This is a genomic window from Pseudomonas sp. Hz4 (genome assembly GCF_054898165.1).
In genome coordinates, this window is sequence record NZ_CM142719.1 from 2,180,553 (window position 1) to 2,196,894 (window position 16,342).

Below are 16,342 nucleotides of genomic sequence, written 5' to 3' on the forward strand. Positions count from 1 at the left end.
GACTTCACGAGGTATGCCCCACATGAGCGAACCGATTCGTCTGACCCAGTACAGCCACGGCGCAGGTTGCGGCTGCAAGATTTCTCCCCAGGTGCTGGAGGTGATTCTGGCCGGCAGCGGGGCGCAGAACCTTGACCCGAATCTGTGGGTCGGCAACGCCTCGCGCGATGACGCGGCGGTGTATGCCATCGATGAAGAACGCGGCGTGGTGTCGACCACCGACTTCTTTATGCCGATCGTCGACGACCCGTTCGATTTCGGCCGCATCGCCGCCACCAATGCCATCAGCGACATCTACGCCATGGGTGGCGATCCATTGATGGCGATTGCGATCCTTGGCTGGCCGGTCAACGTACTGGCGCCGGAGATTGCCCGGGAAGTAATTCGCGGCGGGCGTTCGGTCTGCGATGAAGCGGGGATCCCGCTGGCCGGTGGGCATTCCATCGACGCGCCGGAACCGATATTCGGCCTCGCCGTGACCGGTTTGGTGCAAAAGCGCCACATGAAGCGCAACGACACCGCCACCGTCGGTTGCCTGCTCTACCTCACCAAGCCTTTGGGCATCGGCATCCTCACCACCGCCGAGAAGAAGGGCAAGTTACGCCATGCCGACATCGGCCTGGCCCGCGACTGGATGTGCACCCTGAACAAACCCGGCAGCCGCTTCGGCAAACTCGAGTGCGTCACCGCGATGACCGACGTCACCGGTTTTGGTCTGTTGGGCCATTTGGTGGAAATGGCCGACGGCAGTAACGTAACCGCTCGCATCGAGTACGACCGGGTGCCGCGTTTGCCGGGTGTCGAGTATTACCTCGACCAAGGCTGCGTGCCGGGCGGGACGCTGCGTAATTTCGACAGCTACGCCAGCAAGCTGGGGCGTCTTCAGGAAATGCACAAACGCGTGCTCTGCGATCCGCAGACCAGCGGTGGCCTGCTGGTTGCGGTCACCCCGGAAGGTAACGAACACTTCCTCAAAGTGGCTGCCGAACTGGGCCTGACGCTTGAGCCGATCGGTGAACTGATCGAGCGACAGACCAACGCGGTTGAGGTGGTTTAATGTCTATGGACTCCACCGATTACCGCGACATCTTCCTCAACGACCGGCCGATGATGGATGCCCGCGCGCCGGTCGAATTTCTAAAAGGTTCGTTTCCAGGTGTGGTCAATCTGCCGTTGATGAATGACCACGAGCGGCACCGGGTTGGCACTTGCTACAAGCAGCACGGTCAGCAAGCCGCCATCACGCTGGGGCACCAGTTGGTGTCCGGTGAGATAAAAACCGCTCGCATCCAGGCCTGGGCCGATTTTGCCCGGGCGCATCCTGATGGATATTTGTATTGTTTTCGCGGTGGTTTGCGTTCGCAGATCGTTCAGCAATGGCTCAAGGACGAGGCGGGCATCGACTATCCGCGAGTCGCTGGCGGTTACAAGGCTATGCGCACCTTCTTGCTCGACACGGTCGATCAGGCGCTTGCCCAGTGTGATTTTGTCTTGCTGGGCGGCATGACCGGCACTGGCAAAACCGAAGTGCTCACGCAGTTGAGCAACGGGCTGGACCTTGAAGGTCACGCCAATCACCGCGGCTCCAGTTTCGGTAAACGCGCCACCGGCCAACCCTGCAACATCGATTTTGAAAACCGCTTGGCGGTGGACGTGCTGAAGAAGCGTGCCCATGGCATCGGGCAGTTTGTGCTGGAAGACGAGAGTCGCATGGTCGGCAGTTGCGCCTTGCCGCTGCCGCTCTTTCAGGGCATGCAACAGTTTCCGATGGTCTGGCTTGAAGACAGCCTGGAAGGGCGGGTCGAACGGATCCTGCGCGATTACGTGGTGGACTTGTGTGCCGAGTTCATCGGCGTGCATGGCGATGAAGGATTTGCATTGTTTTCCGAGCGCCTGCTGGAGAGCCTGAACAATGTCCAGAAACGTCTGGGCGGTGAACGCCATCGGCGGATGTTGGTTTTGATGGAAGACGCGCTGGCGGCGCAGGCGAGCAGTGGGGCAGTGGACCTGCATCGGGGCTGGATCGAAGGGTTGCTTCGCGAGTATTACGACCCGATGTATGCGTTTCAGCGGGAGAAGAAGGGGGGGCGCATTGAGTTTGCCGGAGAGCTGGATGCCGTGCTCGAATACTTGCGAGAACGCAGCAGCCAATAGGCTGAGGGGTTAAAGCACCGCCGGCCCGATCAACCCGCTGCAGCCGACACTTACGTCGGACAGGTCTCGCGCCCGTTATCCAGGCCTTGCTTGTAGGCGTGGCTCTGCACGCTGGCCTTGCCGTTGTGCCAGGTCAGGGTGAGCACGTACACCGAGTCGTAGTCGCTGGACTCCCAGTCATCGGTGATGTTCTGTTTCTTGCCGACGGCTTCTCCAGCGACCTTGTTGATCAGCTCGGGCAGGTAGCCGTGGGACCAGGCGGTGTAGATGACCGAGTTGTGATACTTGTCGTGAAGCAACTCATCCGCCAGGTCGCTGGTGTCGTTGGCCGAGAAATTGATGTTCACCGGCAAGCCGAGTTTGATCGCGCTGGGGCTGATGGTCATCAGGGGGCGGATGTAGCTGTAGGAATTGTTCAGTTCGCCTTCCTCGACATTGCGTGTCGGGTTGGCGGCAAACACGTAATTGGCCTTGCCGAATTTTTCCGGCAGCAAGGTGGCCAGGTCGATGGCGCGATTCAGACCCTGGCAGTTGAGCTGGCCGAGGCCGCCTTCGGGTTTTTCCGCGTGACGCAGGAATACCAGCGTCTGGGTGCCGTCTGCCGGTTGAGCACGGCTTTCGCGGGACTCAAGGAACAGGAACAGCGCGCTGGCCGCCACCAGGGAGGGCAGGACGACATACGCGAGATGTTTGAAGCGATTGACGAGTTTCAAAAGGTTCATCATTTGAATAGGTGATCTTCAGCGCATTCGGTTAAGGCTGACAAACCTTTACACCGCGAAATTCCTGCGTCGGGTGTTTTCCATGTCGTTAAGTCGGTCGGTTTCAAAGGGGCGGTGCTCAGAGTCCTGTGTTACCCAATTGGTTCGATTCCGGCGGTACCGATAACCTTGAACGGGTGGGCGCTTAGGTTATCGACAGGATGTTGCGAATTTATGGACACGTTACACGTAGTGGAGCAGAAGCAGGCTGCAATCTTTTGATCATGTTCATCAGCGATATCAATTACGCCAAAAGGTCGCCGTTCTTCGGCCGCTCACATTATGATCGTCACTCTCAATTTTCTCGTGGATCCTTCCCATGACCGATTTGTCCGCGTTCCCGATTACCCAAAAATGGCCGGCGCAATATTCCGAGTGGATCCAGCTTTACTCCTTGCCAACACCCAACGGCGTCAAGGTCTCGATCATGCTCGAAGAGATCGGACTGCCCTATGAACCGCATCGGGTGGGCTTCGATACCAATGAACAGATGTCCCGCGAATTTCTTTCGCTGAACCCCAACAACAAGATCCCGGCGATCCTCGATCCCCACGGTCCGGGGGACCAACCCTTGGCGCTGTTCGAATCCGGGGCGATTCTGATCTACCTGGCCGACAAGAGCGGGCAATTGTTGGCCCAGGAATCGGCAGCGCGTTACGAAACCATTCAGTGGCTGATGTTTCAGATGGGCGGCATCGGACCGATGTTCGGTCAGCTCGGGTTTTTCAACAAATTTGCCGGCAAGGACTACGAGGACAAACGTCCGCGCGACCGCTACGTTGATGAAAGCAAACGCCTGCTCAATGTCCTCGATAACCGCCTGGAAGGTCGCGACTGGATCATGGGCGAGCGTTACACCATCGCGGACATCGCGACCTTCCCCTGGGTGCGCAACCTGATTGGCTTCTATGAGGCAGGAGAGCTGGTGGGCATCAAGGACTTCCCGAACGTCACGCGGGTGCTGGAGCGCTTCCTGGCGCGGCCGGCGGTGATGCGCGGGCTGGAAATCCCCAAGTAATACACGTCGATTTGATCAAGACCAAGGCAGGCCATGCACTCATTCGATTTCAAGCAAGTAGATGTCTTCAGCCGCGTTGCACTCAAGGGCAATCCGCTGGCGGTAGTGTTCGGCGCCGATGAGCTCAGCGATGAGCGCATGGCGGCGTTTGCCAGCTGGACCAACCTCAGTGAAACCACATTCATACTCGAGCCGCGCGACCCCCGCGCCGACTACCGGGTACGGATCTTTACCACCCTGAACGAATTGCCATTCGCCGGACATCCGACACTGGGCACCTGCCATGCCTGGCTTGAGGCCGGTGGCGTGCCCAAGGGCGAAGACATCATTCAGGAGTGCGGGGTGGGGCTGGTGCGGGTTCGTCGACAGGGCACGGAGCTGGCCTTTCTCGCGCCGCCTCTGATCAAAACCGGGCCGGTGGACGCCGACTTGAAGGAGCGTGTGCGGTCAGGGCTCGGGCTGGAGCAGGGCGCGATTATCAGGGCCCAGTGGGTCGATAACGGCGCCGGCTGGCTGGCGGTGATGGTCGAGGATCGCCAGCAGGTGCTGGACCTGCAACCGGATCATTCGCAAATGCTTGGCCTGGCCGTCGGTGTCATCGCGCCCTGGCATCCCGAGCGCGATGGCGATGGTGCACAGTTCGAAGTGCGGGCGTTTATCTCCGGCGACGGCATGCCGGAAGACCCCGCTACCGGCAGCCTGAACGCCGGGATTGCCCAATGGCTGCTCAGCGAAGGACTGGCGCCGTCTTCCTATGTGGTCAGCCAGGGCCTGACGATGGGCCGCGCCGGGTGCATTCAGGTCGAGCAAGTGGGCGACGAGATCTGGATCGGCGGCGCGGTGGTGACCTGCATCAGCGGAACCCTGACGCTTTAAGAGGCAAGCAGCTGCCGAACCTGCGAGGCTGCATTCGGTTAGGGCCGCATTCGGGCGAAGCGGTCGTAAAACCTGCAACCGTGTTCTTTGATCGTTCCCACCAGAGCGTGGGAACGATCACCGACATCAGCGAGCGCCGAAAAACGGTCGAATCCCGTGATCGCGCAAGTAGCGCTCGATCACCTTGGGATCGGCAGAGTTGTCGGCAATCGCCACGTACGTATCCGGCCGCAACAGATAAAACCCGTTACGCCCCAGGCCAGCCGCTTCAAACGCCGGCCGCCAGTCAAACACATGCAACGGCAAATGATGTTCGTGGCACCAGGCGATCATTTCGTCGCTGGTGTCGCCATACACATGCACCTGCCAGGTGGGACACTTCAGTGATTCGAAATTGTCCCCCTCACCGTCGTGAGCCCAGGGCAGGCGGTCGCCACCGTGAACATGACCGGCAGCGCCCGTGCTCAAAGGCATCCCGCGATAGTTCAGGGTGATCTGCGACACCGTCCGAAACAGGAACTCGCGGGATGCCTCAAACGATGCCATTTTCGGAAGCACGAATGGCGCCAGGCGCGTGCGCAGCAAATCGGCCATGCGCCCTTCGGCCGTGGCGACACTGAACACCCGATCGGTGGTGGCGACCAGTTTGCGGGCAAACGCGATGCGCTCGGTTTCATAACTGTCGAGCAGTTTTACCTCAGCGCCGCCGCTCAACACCGCCGCGAGTTTCCAGGCGAGGTTGATGGCATCGCCAATTCCGGTGTTCATGCCCTGGCCACCGGCGGGGCTGTGGACGTGGGCGGCGTCACCCAATAAAAACGCGCGCCCGGTGCGAAAGTGATCCGCCACCCGATGATGCACGCGGTACGTCGAGAACCAGTTCACCTGTTCGATCTGCACCTTCAAATGTTCGATGGCCTGGCTGCTGACGTCTTCAAACTGGAGGGTTTCGGCATGATCGGCGCGCTCGCCGCGTACGGTGCCGATCAGGCGGGCGCGGCCTGTACCGGCCAAGGGAAACACCGCGAGAAAATCCGCTTCATCGAGATCTACGTGCAGTTCGCCGTTGAACGTCGGCCCGCTGGCCTGCACGTCGGCGACGTAGAAAATCTGCTGGTAGGTGCCACCCGGGAAACCGGTGTCCAGGGCCTTGCGCACAATCGACCGGGCGCCGTCACAACCCGCCAGATAGCAGGCCTGACAGGTTTCCTGCTGACCATCGGGCAGGCGCAGATGGGCAGTGATGCCGTCGCCGGTTTCCTCGAAACCTTCCAGTTCGGTGTTGCGCTCCACCTTGATGTCAAAGGCTTCGAGGCGGTCTATCAGCAACCGCTCGTGCTCATCCTGAGGAAAGATTTCGAGGAACGCGTAGGGCGTCAGGCCTTCGCCGATGTGGGTCAGCGGCAAGCGTGCCACGGGTTCGCCCTTGACCCAGAAGTTCGCCGCGCCCACTCGATGACCGTTCTGCACAATGGCAGTGCTGAGGTCGAGCTGGCGATACAGCTCCAGCGTCCGCGCCTGGACGGCCAGCGCCCGCGAAGTGGTGCCGGGTGCAGACGTCTTGTCGAGGATCCGCACTTGCACGCCAAGTTTGCTCAGCCACAGCGCCAGCACCAGCCCGGTCGGGCCGGCGCCGATGATCAGTACGTCGCTACGGTTCATGAGCCTGTCCTCCTCGGGTTGTGGCTCAAGTATGGTTCAGCCCGGGCGTGAGGTCAGGCAGGCTGCCCAACGGAACAGGGGGCGGCAGCCACAGTCATAGCCTGCGCCATACAATTGGTCGTATGGTTAACCCGGCTCAACGGATTTGATGGAGCAACATGCAAGCCAATCGATTGATGATGAGTGTCGCCGCGCTGCTGGTTCTGGCCGGTTGCGGCTCTCAGCGAACGCAGGAATTACCGGCGCGCAAGCCCGCGGAGGTCAAGGCCGAGATCGTGCGCCTGCTGCCGGCCAAAGCCACTGATCGCCAAGGCTGGGCCACCGATATTTACGCAGCATTTGCTGCTCAGAACATTTATCCATCCACCCAAAATCTGTGCTCGGTACTGGCGGTCACCGAGCAGGAATCGACCTTTCAGGTTGACCCACCCGTGCCGGGCCTGGGCAAAATCGCCCGCGAGGAGATCGACCGCCGTGCCGACAAAGTCCACATTCCCGGCCTGCTGGTGAGCGGTGCGCTGCAGGTGAGTTCATCCAACGGCAAAAGCTACAGCGACCGCCTCAATGCGGCGCGCAGCGAAAAAGAGCTCAGCGCGATTTTCGATGATTTCATCGGCATGGTGCCCATGGGCCGAACGCTGTTCGGTGGCTTCAACCCGGTGCACACCGGTGGGCCGATGCAGGTCAGCATCGATTTCGCCGAGCAACAGGCGAAGGCGTATCCGTACCCGGTGAACGGTTCGATCCGGCATGAAGTGTTCAGTCGCCGCGGCGGCATGTATTTCGGTATCGCCCACTTGCTCGGTTATCCGGTGAGCTACAAACAACCGCTGTATCGCTTCGCCGATTTCAATGCCGGTTGGTACGCCAGTCGCAATGCCGGTTTTCAGAACGCGGTGAGTCGCGCTTCGGGCATACCGCTGGCGCTGGATGGGGACCTGGTCCGCTACGATTCGATCATGCCTGGCACCACGGAATTGGCGGTGCGCACCCTCGGCAAGCAACTGGACATGCGCAATCCGACCATTCGGGACCAATTGGAGGAGGGCAAAAACGTCGAGTTCGAGGACACCCAGCTCTATGCGCGGGTTTTCGCTTTGGCCGAGGCGGCGGAAGGTCGGCCATTACCGCGTGCGGTGTTGCCCGGGATCGTGCTGCAAAGCCCGAAAATCACCCGCAAACTCACCACGGCGTGGTTCGCCAAACGGGTCGATGAACGCTATCAGCGATGTATGGCACGTGCGGGCAAGTGACCGACCGCAACAAACAAGCGTAAAAAAAACCGGCTGATGAGGCCGGGTTTTTCATTGAGTACTGCGGTAAAACCATTCATTTATGCAGCGCCTATCAACAAGGCGCCAGTCGTGCTCAGGTGTTTGCCGCCGGAACCTGGGGCGGGGGGATCGCGGCACTTGGGTGATCGCCGTCAGATCACTTTCACCGCTCGGCCGATGAACTGAATCGGCCCCGTAGGTTTGCCGGTCGGCGAGCCATTGGGGTTTTCCAGGGTCAGCTCGAACAGCTGGTCGGGTTGCAGTGGCGGCAACTTGTCCAGCGGCACCGAGAGCATCTGCCCCGGTTTGACCAAGCCCAGGGACACCGGCCCTTGCCAGCCTTCAGCCTTGGTCCAGAACTCCAGTGCCTTGTCGGCCGGAATTTGCGCCACGCCCAGTGGGATCAACTGGATTTCCCTTGGATTGCTGGCCTGAATCACCCAACCCGGCGCTTTGTCCTGAGGGGCGACCAGTACCACCAGATAGGTCGGTTTGACCGTGGTTTGCGTCATCATCAAGGCGCCGAGCAGCAAGGTCGCCGCCAGCCCCGCCCCCGCGAGTCCGCGCCACAGCGGCAGCAGGTTCCACCAGGATGACGACGCAACCGCCGCCCCTGCTGGTTGTCGGTTCAAGGCATGCACACTGCGCTCGATGCGCTGCCACAGGTGTGGCGAGGGTGCCAGGGGTTCGGCGAAGTCAGTCAGGTCGAGCAAGCGGCGCTCCCAGGTGTCGACCGCCGTGCGCAGTTCGACATCGTCGCGCAGGCGCTGTTGCACCTCGGTACGTCGCTGCGCCGGGAGCGTGCCCAGCACATATTCGCTGGCCAGCTCGTTGAGTTCTTCCGGCGTTTCATTCGCAGGTCTGGTGGTCATCCCATGCACTCCCGCAATGCCGTCAGGCTCCGTTTGATCCAGGCTTTGACGGTGCCCAGCGGGGTGCCAAGTTTGTGTGATATTTCAGCGTGGGAATAACCGTCGACGTAGGCGTGCAGAATGCAGCTGCGCCGCGCAGGTTCCAGTCGTTCCAGACACAGATGAATGCGTGACGAGTGGACCTGAGCATCGAAGGTTTCAGCGTTATCCTGCATGTCGATCTCGCCCTGAACCTCGCGGCTGTTGTCACGGATGGAATTGAGCGCCAGATGCCGGGTCACGCTAAACATCCAGCCTCGCGCCGAACCCCGCGCCGGGTCGAACCGCGCGGCGCCGACCCAGATCTTGAGGAACGCATCGTGGACAATATCCTCGGCCAGCGCAGTGTCGCGCACCAGGCGTTTGGCAACTCCCAGCAGGCGCGAACTCTCCTGCACATACAAATCCTGCAAGGCCTGACGCTCGCCGCGAGCGCAGGCAGCCAGATGGGCTTCGTAATCGAAAAGAGGTTGGGGCAAGGACACAGTGCTCAGCCGTCAAAGTGGGCAATAGCCCCGGACCAGAGGACCGGGGCATGTGCAGAGCAGCGTAGACCAATTTCCCGCAGGACTGGTTTCAGTTGGCCGCCCAGAAAATATAGTCCGCCTGATACTTCACCGTTTCCTGCTTGCCCTTGTTGGCGGCCGTGCACTCGGCGCTTGGGGCCACGCCACCCTTGAGGGCTACGCGCTGGATGTAACTCACGTCGCTCATCGCGCCTTTGCCCTCGGCCGGGTTGGCCTTGACCAATTGGTAGGGGAGATTGCCCGGGCTCGACGGTGCGACGGCCAGTTGGGTGCCGGTGACTTTCGAGCCATCTTTCGCCTGCCAGGTAGCGGGGGGGCCGAAGTAGGTGCCGATCTGTTTGCCGCTGCGATCATTGAGCACCGCTTTGGGCCCGACAAAAAACCATTCGGTCTGGCCGGCTGCATTGGGCTTGTCACGGCATTCGTAAGTGATCTCGCCGACCCCGGTGGTTTCCATGGCGACCTTGTGCCCCTCCGGCACCTTTATGTTGTCGGGCAGACCCGTCTGGGCATAGGCTGCAGGTATGGCAGCGAGTAAACCGGCAAGGCAAATCAGGTGTTTGGCGTTCATGAATTTCTCTCCGAAAATGAGTAACCCGCTCGGCAGCATCAGGGCTGCTACAGGTACTACCCATCGGAAAGCAATTTGGATGCAGTGGGTAAAAGAAATTTTCTAACATTGCCAGAGTCAGCTGCTACCAAGAGACAATCGCAAGGAGGTGTTTATGTACCAGCTCTACGGACACAAGAATTCTGGAGCTGCGGCGATAGAAGCCGCCCTTGAGCTCTGCGAGATTGCTTATCGCTTCATCGACGTTGAATCGTTCCCGGAGGCGGCCAAAGCCCTGGAGAAACTCAACCCGCTCAAGCAGATTCCGACACTGCAACTGCCCGACGGCAGCATTCTCACCGAGAGCGCGGCGATTCTGATTCATCTGGGGCTCACGTTTCCCGAGTCGAACCTGCTGCCAAAAAACGCCGCCGCGCGGGATCAGGCGATTCGCGGCCTGGTGTACATCGTCAGTAATTGCTATGCCGCCATCGGTATCATCGACTACCCGGAGCGCTGGTTGGCCGAGGCGGATGAACCGTCCAGGCAAAATCTCATGGCCGGCACCCGCGCGCGACTGCACTGGAGTTGGGAGGTGTTTGCCGATCAGTTTTCCCGCGATTTGTACCTGGACGATGAAACGCCGGGGGCGCTGGATGTGCTGGCGGCAGTGGTTTCCAGGTGGGCGGGCAGTCGGGAACATTTACGCAGTGCAAGGCCTGGGTTTTTCGCCTGGCTGGGACGCATCGACCGGCACCCGACACTGGCACCGGTCTTCGCGCGGCATTGGCCAGCCTGAAAAGGTCTGCTCTTATTCGCCGCGGATGTACTGTTCCAACTGACGAATCAGTTCAGCCTGTTCGGCGATGGCCTCCTTGACCAGGTCGCCGATCGACAGCAAGCCGATCAATGTGCCGTTTTCCACCACCGGCAAGTGGCGCAGGCGTTTGTCGGACATGATGCCCATGCAGGTTTCGACGGTTTGATGGGTGTCCACGGTGATGACCGGCGAGACCATGATGTCTTCGACCGGCGTACCGACGGAGGAGCGGCCCTTGAGCACGAGTTTGCGCGCATAGTCACGCTCGCTGATGATGCCGACGACCTCGCCATCCTTCACGACCGGCAATGCGCCGACGTTTTTCGCGGCCATGACCATCAACGCTTCCAGCACCATTTGATGCGGCGCAATGATGTGGACTTCATGATTCTGTTCAGCCTTTAACTTCAGCAGTTGGGCGACGGTTTTCATGGTGGATTCTCAGGTGTTGTCGTTGTCCTTGAAGAATCGTAGACCCGGGCGCTGAGAGCAAGGGAGAAAGCGGCAGATAACGCGCAAAAAACGCCATTCAGTGGTTTTTCTTCGGTAAACCTCGCGCGCCAGATCGATAAACGCCCGCAATCTCAAGCGCCTCCCCTGAGGGGAGGGCTAGGGTGAGGGGTCGATCCAAAGGCTGCCAAATCCATAAGCCTCCACGCTATCCATCCGATCCCGCGTAGAATTGCGCCTTGAATCAAATCTAGAGGTTGCAGTGGTGGATTTACAGCAGGGCTTCGTCCTGACCCGGCATTGGCGCGATACCCCGGCCGGTACGGAAGTCGAGTTCTGGCTGGCGACCGATGCCGGTCCCCAGCGGATCCGCCTGCCTCATCAACCGTCGGTGGCGTTCATCCCCGTGGCGCAGCGAGAGCAGGCCGAAGTGCTGCTGCGCGGCGAAAAGAACGTCGAACTGCGGCCGTTGACGTTGCTGGATTTCGAGCACCGTCCGGTGCTTGGCTTGTATTGCCTGCAGCACGGTCAGCTGATGCGCCTGGAAACCGCGCTGCGCAAGGCCGGGGTCGACATGTTCGAAGCCGACGTGCGTCCGCCGGAACGCTACATGATGGAGCGTTTCATCACCGCGCCGGTCCGGTTCAGTGGCACGCCGAGTACCGAGGGCCTGCTGCTCGATGCGCAGATGAAACCTGATCCCGACTACCGCCCAAGCCTCAGGCTGGTCTCCCTGGACATCGAAACCACCGCTCAGGGCGAGTTGTATTCCATTGCCCTGGAAGGCTGTGGTGAGCGCCAGGTCTACATGCTCGGCCCGCCCAACGGTGATGACAGCGAAGTGGATTTCCAACTCGAGTACTGCGACTCCCGAACGCTGTTGCTGAAAAAACTCAACGAGTGGTTCGCCCGCCATGACCCCGACGCGATCATCGGCTGGAACGTCGTGCAATTCGACCTGCGCGTACTCCACGAACACGCCCGGCGCCTGGCGGTGCCGCTGAAACTGGGGCGTGGTGGAGAGGAAATGCAGTGGCGCGAACACGGCAGTCGCAACCATTACTTCGCCTCGGCTGCCGGCCGGCTGATCATCGATGGCATCGAGTCCCTGCGCTCGGCGACCTGGAGTTTCCCCTCGTTCAGCCTGGAAAACGTCGCGCAAACCCTGCTCGGCGAGGGCAAGTCGATCGACAACCCGTACCAGCGCATGGACGAAATCAACCGCATGTTCGCCGAGGACAAACCGGCCCTGGCCAAGTACAACCTCAAGGACTGCGAGCTGGTGACGCGGATTTTCGCCAAGACCGAGTTGCTGACCTTCCTGCTGGAACGGGCTAGCGTCACCGGATTGCCGGCAGACCGCAGCGGCGGCTCGGTGGCGGCGTTTACGCACCTTTACATGCCGCTGATGCACCGCCAGGGTTTCGTTGCGCCGAACCTTGGGAACAAGCCTGCGCAGGCCAGCCCCGGCGGTTTTGTCATGGATTCGCAACCGGGTCTGTACGAGTCGGTGCTGGTGCTCGATTACAAAAGCCTCTATCCCTCGATCATCCGTACCTTCCTCATCGACCCGGTGGGTTTGATCGAGGGGCTTGAACATCCCGATGACAGCGAGTCGGTGCCGGGTTTTCGCGGTGCGCGGTTTTCAAGAACCCGGCATTGCCTGCCCGCCATCGTCGCCCGGGTCGCCGAAGGTCGCGAAACCGCCAAGCGCGAACACAATGCGCCGCTGTCCCAGGCCCTGAAGATCATCATGAACGCCTTTTACGGCGTGCTCGGTTCCAGCGGCTGCCGTTTCTTCGATACACGCCTGGCGTCATCCATCACGCTGCGCGGCCACGAGATCATGCTGCGTACTCGACAGCTGATCGAAGCCCAGGGCCACACAGTGATTTACGGCGACACTGACTCGACCTTCGTCTGGCTGCGCCGCGCCCATGGTCAGGAAGAAGCCGCGCAGATTGGCCGCGCGCTGGTGGATCACGTCAACCAGTGGTGGCGCGAGCATGTGCAGCAGGAATACGGTCTGGACAGTGCGCTGGAGTTACAGTTCGAAACCCACTACAAGCGCTTTCTGATGCCGACCATTCGCGGTGCCGAGGAGGGCAGCAAAAAGCGCTATGCCGGGCTTGTGACCCGCGCCGATGGCACCGACGAAATGATCTACAAAGGCCTGGAAACCGTGCGCACCGACTGGTCACCGCTGGCCCGACAATTTCAGCAGGAGCTGTACCTGCGCATCTTCAATCGCAAACGCTATCAGGATTATGTACGCGACTACGTGCGCAAGACGTTGGCGGGAGAATTCGACGACCGCCTGATCTACCGCAAGCGCCTGCGCCGCACCCTAGATGACTATCAGCGTAACGTGCCGCCCCACGTGCGGGCCGCGCGGATTGCCGATGATTACAACGATCAGCAGGGTCGCCCGCGGCAATATCAGAACGGTGGCTGGATTAGTTACGTGATTACTGTCGCCGGGCCCGAACCGCTGGAAATTCGCAGCGCGCCCATCGACTACGACCACTATGTCACCCGGCAGCTGCAACCGGTAGCGGACGCGATTCTGCCGTTCGTGGACGACGACTTTTCAACCTTGATTGGTGGGCAGTTGGGCCTGTTTTGAATCCAGCAGCAACAACGTCCAGTCATCCAGGATGCCGTGGAAGTACTGGTCCAATGCTTGATGAAAGTCGCTGTTAGCGCCGGCCACCTGGGCGAACAGCGTCATGGAAGAGTGAAACTTGAGATCGTCGGGGTGGCCGAATATGCCGGCAATCGAGCTCTTTTCAATGTTCAGCACCCATTGCGTGCAGGTGCGCAACCGTGAACCCAGCAGCGGATGATTCAGGTACGCCGCCGCTTCCTCTATGGAGCGAATGGCAAAGTGGCGGGACATATCGCTGTCGCCCAACCCTGTGAATTGCGGAAAGATGAACCACATCCAGTGACTGCGCTTGTGACCGGCGTTCAGCTCGGTCTGGACCCGTTTGAACACAGGGTCCTGTGCCTGAATAAAGCGTTGCAAATTAAAGGAATCGAGCTGATCGGTGCTTCTCATGCCGAAGCCCTCTGACAGACTGCAATGGCTCAGACCATGGCCAACCGCTGTTTGCGTTGTGGCGCACGAAATGCCTTGTCCAGCGCCTCCAGATCCCCAGCTTCGAGCCGTAATTGCGCGGCTTGCGCATTGAGTTGCACATGCTCAGGCTTGACCGCTTTGGGGATGGCGATCACACCTTCCTGTCGCAGAATCCATGCCAGCGACACTTGGGCAGGCGTCACCCCGTGGCGGGCGGCAACCTGCTTGAGGGTTGAATTGACCAGCATATGCCCACCCTGGCCAATCGGACAGTAGGCCATGACTGGCAGGTTTTGCTGCTGGCACCAGGGCAGCAAGTCGAACTCGATGCCGCGTTCCTCCAGGTTGTAGAGCACCTGATTGGTAGCACAGGCCGGTGAGGCCAGTTCTTCCAGGTCATCGACATCGAAATTGGAGACGCCCCAGCGACCAATCTTGCCTTCTTCGCGCAAGCGTTCGAAGGCCTCGGCCGTTTCTTCGAGGGGATACTGGCCGCGCCAGTGCAGCAGGTAGAGATCAATGTAATCGGTATCCAGCCGCCGCAGACTGCGCTCGCACGCTTGGGGGATGCCCTTGCGGCTGGCGTTGTGCGGGTAAACCTTGCTGACGAGAAAAACGTCGTCACGCCTGCCGGCGATAGCTTCACCGACCACTTTCTCAGCACCGCCCTCGCCATACATTTCAGCGGTGTCGATCAGGGTCATGCCCAAGTCGATGCCCAGGCGCAATGCAGCCACTTCTTGGGTGTGTCGGGAACGATCCTCGCCCAGGCACCAGGTGCCTTGGCCGATGACCGGTACATTGACGCCGGCCAATTCGAGGGTCCGCATTCAAACCTCCTTTCTGGATTTCGATCGATACTTCAGTGGGCAGCAGAATAGCCCGGTGGTTCCGTCGAACTCCAGAAAGGCGGTAACAGCAAATGCGTCGGCGGCGCAGGTTTAATGGGCAGAAAATTTCAGGACAGTGCTCTGGGTGTAGGTCTTGCCGGGGTCCAGTCGCGTGGACGGGAAGGTCGGCTGATTCGGTGAGTCCGGATAATGCTGGGTCTCCAGCGTGAACGCCCCCCAGTGCGGATAGACCTTGCCAGCCTTGCCCTTGACCGAGCCATCGAGGAAGTTGCTGGTGTAGAACTGCACCCCGGGCTCGGTGGTGTAGAGCTGCATTCGACGGCCGGATTGTGGATCGCTGACTTCGGCGGCGAGTTGGCCCACATCACCCATGGCGTTGAGCACCCAGTTGAAATCGAAGCCACCCTGTTTCGGTTCGGCAAACTTCAGCTGCGGGTGATCGGCTTTTATGTGCTTGCCAATGGCGGTCGGTTGGGTGAAATCCATCGGTGTGCCGGCCACCGGGGCCAGTTCACCGGTAGGGATCAGCTTTCCAGTGACCGGCGTGTAATGGCTGGCGTGCAAGGTGGCGAGCTGTTTCAGCACATCACCGTTACCGGCACCGGCCAGGTTGAAATAGCTGTGATTGGTCAGGTTCAACACCGTGGGTTTATCGCTGGAAGCTTTGTACTCGATGCGCAATTCGTTGTGCTCGTTGAGGCGGTAGGTGACCTCGGTTTTCAGGTTGCCGGGGAAGCCCATTTCACCGTCCGCCGACAGATACGTCAGGGTCACGCCCACCGAATCCTTGCCGGTGTTGGGTTGAGCTTTCCAGACGTGTTTGTCAAAACCCTGAGGGCCGCCGTGCAGCGAATTGGAACCATCGTTAAGCGGCACCTGATAGCGCTTGCCATCCAGCTCGAAAGCACCGTTGGCCAGACGATTGCCGAAGCGCCCGATGGTCGCACCGAAATACGCGGTGCCGCTCTGATAGCCCTGTACGTCATCGAAACCGAGCACCACATCCTCGAACTTGCCGTTTCTGTCCGGCACTTTCAGCGACTGCAGGATGCCACCGTAGGTAATAACCGTGGCAGTCACGCCATGGCTGTTGCGCAAGATGTATTGCTCGACAGGTGTGCCGTCATTGGTTTTGCCGAAGGCTTTGTGTTCACTGGACAGGCCCGCAGCCTGAGCGGAAAGGGTGGCGATCATCAGGGACAGTCCGAGGGCGCAGAGTGAGTGTCGGGATTGAAGCATGGTTGACTTTCCTTTTTTTTGTTTTTGGCAAAGTAGTAATACTAATAATTGAGTTTTAACGCGATCAAGGAAGAATTTATAGTTTATGTACGCGCTGCTGCACTTATAAAGTTTGACTAATGTAGCGACTGCCAACGCTTACGGACCGTCGGCACTGCACTTTTTCA

16 protein-coding genes are annotated in these 16,342 nt (G+C 59.9%); 7 read left to right on the top strand and 9 right to left on the bottom strand.

Translation table 11 applies throughout. The features are described from left to right. Positions 1-22: 22 nt before the first annotated feature. The gene (gene selD / locus ACYZTR_RS09765; RefSeq protein WP_461978383.1) at positions 23-1,057 is read left to right on the top strand and encodes a selenide, water dikinase SelD; all 1,035 of its coding nucleotides are present in this window, start codon (positions 23-25) and stop codon (positions 1,055-1,057) included. Further along, a complete protein-coding gene (gene mnmH, locus ACYZTR_RS09770) occupies positions 1,057-2,154 on the top strand; it encodes a tRNA 2-selenouridine(34) synthase MnmH (protein WP_461978385.1) in 1,098 nt (365 codons plus the stop codon). The genes selD and mnmH overlap by 1 nt, the downstream gene beginning before the upstream one ends. A 50-nt stretch (positions 2,155-2,204) precedes the next feature. Here the strand turns inward: mnmH and ACYZTR_RS09775 are convergent, their stop codons facing one another. Beyond that, positions 2,205-2,879: a histidine phosphatase family protein gene (locus tag ACYZTR_RS09775; RefSeq protein WP_461978387.1), complete on the bottom strand. Its 675-nt coding sequence runs from the start codon at positions 2,877-2,879 to the stop codon at positions 2,205-2,207. A gap of 355 nt (positions 2,880-3,234) precedes the next feature. On the opposite strand from ACYZTR_RS09775, the gene ACYZTR_RS09780 reads away from it, so the two are divergent. Together ACYZTR_RS09780 and ACYZTR_RS09785 are read left to right on the top strand one after the other, a co-directional pair. Next, a complete protein-coding gene (locus tag ACYZTR_RS09780; protein WP_461978389.1) occupies positions 3,235-3,933 on the top strand; it encodes a glutathione binding-like protein in 699 nt (232 codons plus the stop codon). Between the two features lie 33 nt (positions 3,934-3,966). Continuing rightward, positions 3,967-4,809 carry a PhzF family phenazine biosynthesis protein gene (locus ACYZTR_RS09785; protein ID WP_461978391.1) on the top strand — a complete coding sequence of 281 codons (843 nt, stop codon included), beginning with the start codon at positions 3,967-3,969 and terminating at the stop codon, positions 4,807-4,809. Between the two features lie 126 nt (positions 4,810-4,935). Here the strand turns inward: ACYZTR_RS09785 and ACYZTR_RS09790 are convergent, their stop codons facing one another. Beyond that, positions 4,936-6,471 carry an FAD-dependent oxidoreductase gene (locus tag ACYZTR_RS09790; RefSeq protein ID WP_461978393.1) on the bottom strand — a complete coding sequence of 512 codons (1,536 nt, stop codon included), beginning with the start codon at positions 6,469-6,471 and terminating at the stop codon, positions 4,936-4,938. Between the two features lie 158 nt (positions 6,472-6,629). On the opposite strand from ACYZTR_RS09790, the gene ACYZTR_RS09795 reads away from it, so the two are divergent. Further along, positions 6,630-7,724, top strand: coding sequence for a DUF1615 domain-containing protein (locus tag ACYZTR_RS09795; RefSeq protein ID WP_461978395.1), 1,095 nt, complete (start codon positions 6,630-6,632; stop codon positions 7,722-7,724). Positions 7,725-7,897: 173 nt separating this feature from the next. Here the strand turns inward: ACYZTR_RS09795 and ACYZTR_RS09800 are convergent, their stop codons facing one another. From ACYZTR_RS09800 to ACYZTR_RS09810, 3 genes are all read right to left on the bottom strand, one after another. Continuing rightward, entirely contained in the window at positions 7,898-8,617 is a 720-nt protein-coding gene (locus tag ACYZTR_RS09800) for an anti-sigma factor (protein ID WP_461978397.1), read from the bottom strand. Next, on the bottom strand, positions 8,614-9,135 hold the full coding sequence (locus ACYZTR_RS09805; RefSeq protein WP_461978399.1) for a sigma-70 family RNA polymerase sigma factor: 522 nt from the start codon (positions 9,133-9,135) through the stop codon (positions 8,614-8,616). The genes ACYZTR_RS09800 and ACYZTR_RS09805 overlap by 4 nt, the downstream gene beginning before the upstream one ends. 97 nt (positions 9,136-9,232) lie before the next feature. Then, positions 9,233-9,754, bottom strand: a complete 522-nt coding sequence (locus ACYZTR_RS09810; RefSeq protein WP_461978401.1) for a DUF3455 domain-containing protein — start codon at positions 9,752-9,754, stop codon at positions 9,233-9,235. 154 nt (positions 9,755-9,908) lie between these two features. Here ACYZTR_RS09810 and ACYZTR_RS09815 point away from each other — a divergent pair, with 154 nt between their 5' ends. Next, positions 9,909-10,532 (top strand): glutathione S-transferase N-terminal domain-containing protein, encoded by a 624-nt coding sequence (locus ACYZTR_RS09815; protein ID WP_461978403.1) that lies wholly within the window; start codon positions 9,909-9,911, stop codon positions 10,530-10,532. A 12-nt stretch (positions 10,533-10,544) separates the two neighbouring features. On the opposite strand, the gene ACYZTR_RS09820 is transcribed toward ACYZTR_RS09815, so the two are convergent. Next, positions 10,545-10,985 (bottom strand): CBS domain-containing protein, encoded by a 441-nt coding sequence (locus ACYZTR_RS09820; protein WP_461978405.1) that lies wholly within the window; start codon positions 10,983-10,985, stop codon positions 10,545-10,547. A 283-nt stretch (positions 10,986-11,268) separates the two neighbouring features. Here ACYZTR_RS09820 and ACYZTR_RS09825 point away from each other — a divergent pair, with 283 nt between their 5' ends. Continuing rightward, entirely contained in the window at positions 11,269-13,629 is a 2,361-nt protein-coding gene (locus tag ACYZTR_RS09825; protein WP_461978407.1) for a DNA polymerase II, read from the top strand. Here the strand turns inward: ACYZTR_RS09825 and ACYZTR_RS09830 are convergent. The 3 genes from ACYZTR_RS09830 to ACYZTR_RS09840 form a co-directional block, all read right to left on the bottom strand. Continuing rightward, on the bottom strand, positions 13,594-14,064 hold the full coding sequence (locus ACYZTR_RS09830) for a DUF1810 domain-containing protein (RefSeq protein ID WP_461978409.1): 471 nt from the start codon (positions 14,062-14,064) through the stop codon (positions 13,594-13,596). The genes ACYZTR_RS09825 and ACYZTR_RS09830 overlap by 36 nt on opposite strands. A gap of 29 nt (positions 14,065-14,093) precedes the next feature. Next, a complete protein-coding gene (locus ACYZTR_RS09835; RefSeq protein ID WP_461978411.1) occupies positions 14,094-14,915 on the bottom strand; it encodes an aldo/keto reductase in 822 nt (273 codons plus the stop codon). Positions 14,916-15,026: 111 nt separating this feature from the next. Then, positions 15,027-16,175 (bottom strand): aldose epimerase family protein, encoded by a 1,149-nt coding sequence (locus tag ACYZTR_RS09840; RefSeq protein ID WP_461978413.1) that lies wholly within the window; start codon positions 16,173-16,175, stop codon positions 15,027-15,029. Positions 16,176-16,342 lie beyond the last annotated feature (167 nt).

Excerpts from the sequence above, each read along its gene's own strand:
- ACYZTR_RS09785 (WP_461978391.1), top strand. The coding sequence starts at position 3,967 with ATGCACTCATTCGATTTCAAGCAAGTAGATGTCTTCAGCCGCGTTGCA.
- ACYZTR_RS09835 (WP_461978411.1), bottom strand. The coding sequence starts at position 14,915 with ATGCGGACCCTCGAATTGGCCGGCGTCAATGTACCGGTCATCGGCCAA.
- ACYZTR_RS09815 (WP_461978403.1), top strand. The coding sequence starts at position 9,909 with ATGTACCAGCTCTACGGACACAAGAATTCTGGAGCTGCGGCGATAGAA.
- ACYZTR_RS09840 (WP_461978413.1), bottom strand. The coding sequence starts at position 16,175 with ATGCTTCAATCCCGACACTCACTCTGCGCCCTCGGACTGTCCCTGATG.
- ACYZTR_RS09790 (WP_461978393.1), bottom strand. The coding sequence starts at position 6,471 with ATGAACCGTAGCGACGTACTGATCATCGGCGCCGGCCCGACCGGGCTG.
- ACYZTR_RS09810 (WP_461978401.1), bottom strand. The coding sequence starts at position 9,754 with ATGAACGCCAAACACCTGATTTGCCTTGCCGGTTTACTCGCTGCCATA.
- ACYZTR_RS09780 (WP_461978389.1), top strand. The coding sequence starts at position 3,235 with ATGACCGATTTGTCCGCGTTCCCGATTACCCAAAAATGGCCGGCGCAA.
- ACYZTR_RS09820 (WP_461978405.1), bottom strand. The coding sequence starts at position 10,985 with ATGAAAACCGTCGCCCAACTGCTGAAGTTAAAGGCTGAACAGAATCAT.
- ACYZTR_RS09830 (WP_461978409.1), bottom strand. The coding sequence starts at position 14,064 with ATGAGAAGCACCGATCAGCTCGATTCCTTTAATTTGCAACGCTTTATT.
- ACYZTR_RS09775 (WP_461978387.1), bottom strand. The coding sequence starts at position 2,879 with ATGATGAACCTTTTGAAACTCGTCAATCGCTTCAAACATCTCGCGTAT.
- ACYZTR_RS09800 (WP_461978397.1), bottom strand. The coding sequence starts at position 8,617 with ATGACCACCAGACCTGCGAATGAAACGCCGGAAGAACTCAACGAGCTG.
- ACYZTR_RS09795 (WP_461978395.1), top strand. The coding sequence starts at position 6,630 with ATGCAAGCCAATCGATTGATGATGAGTGTCGCCGCGCTGCTGGTTCTG.
- selD (WP_461978383.1), top strand. The coding sequence starts at position 23 with ATGAGCGAACCGATTCGTCTGACCCAGTACAGCCACGGCGCAGGTTGC.
- mnmH (WP_461978385.1), top strand. The coding sequence starts at position 1,057 with ATGTCTATGGACTCCACCGATTACCGCGACATCTTCCTCAACGACCGG.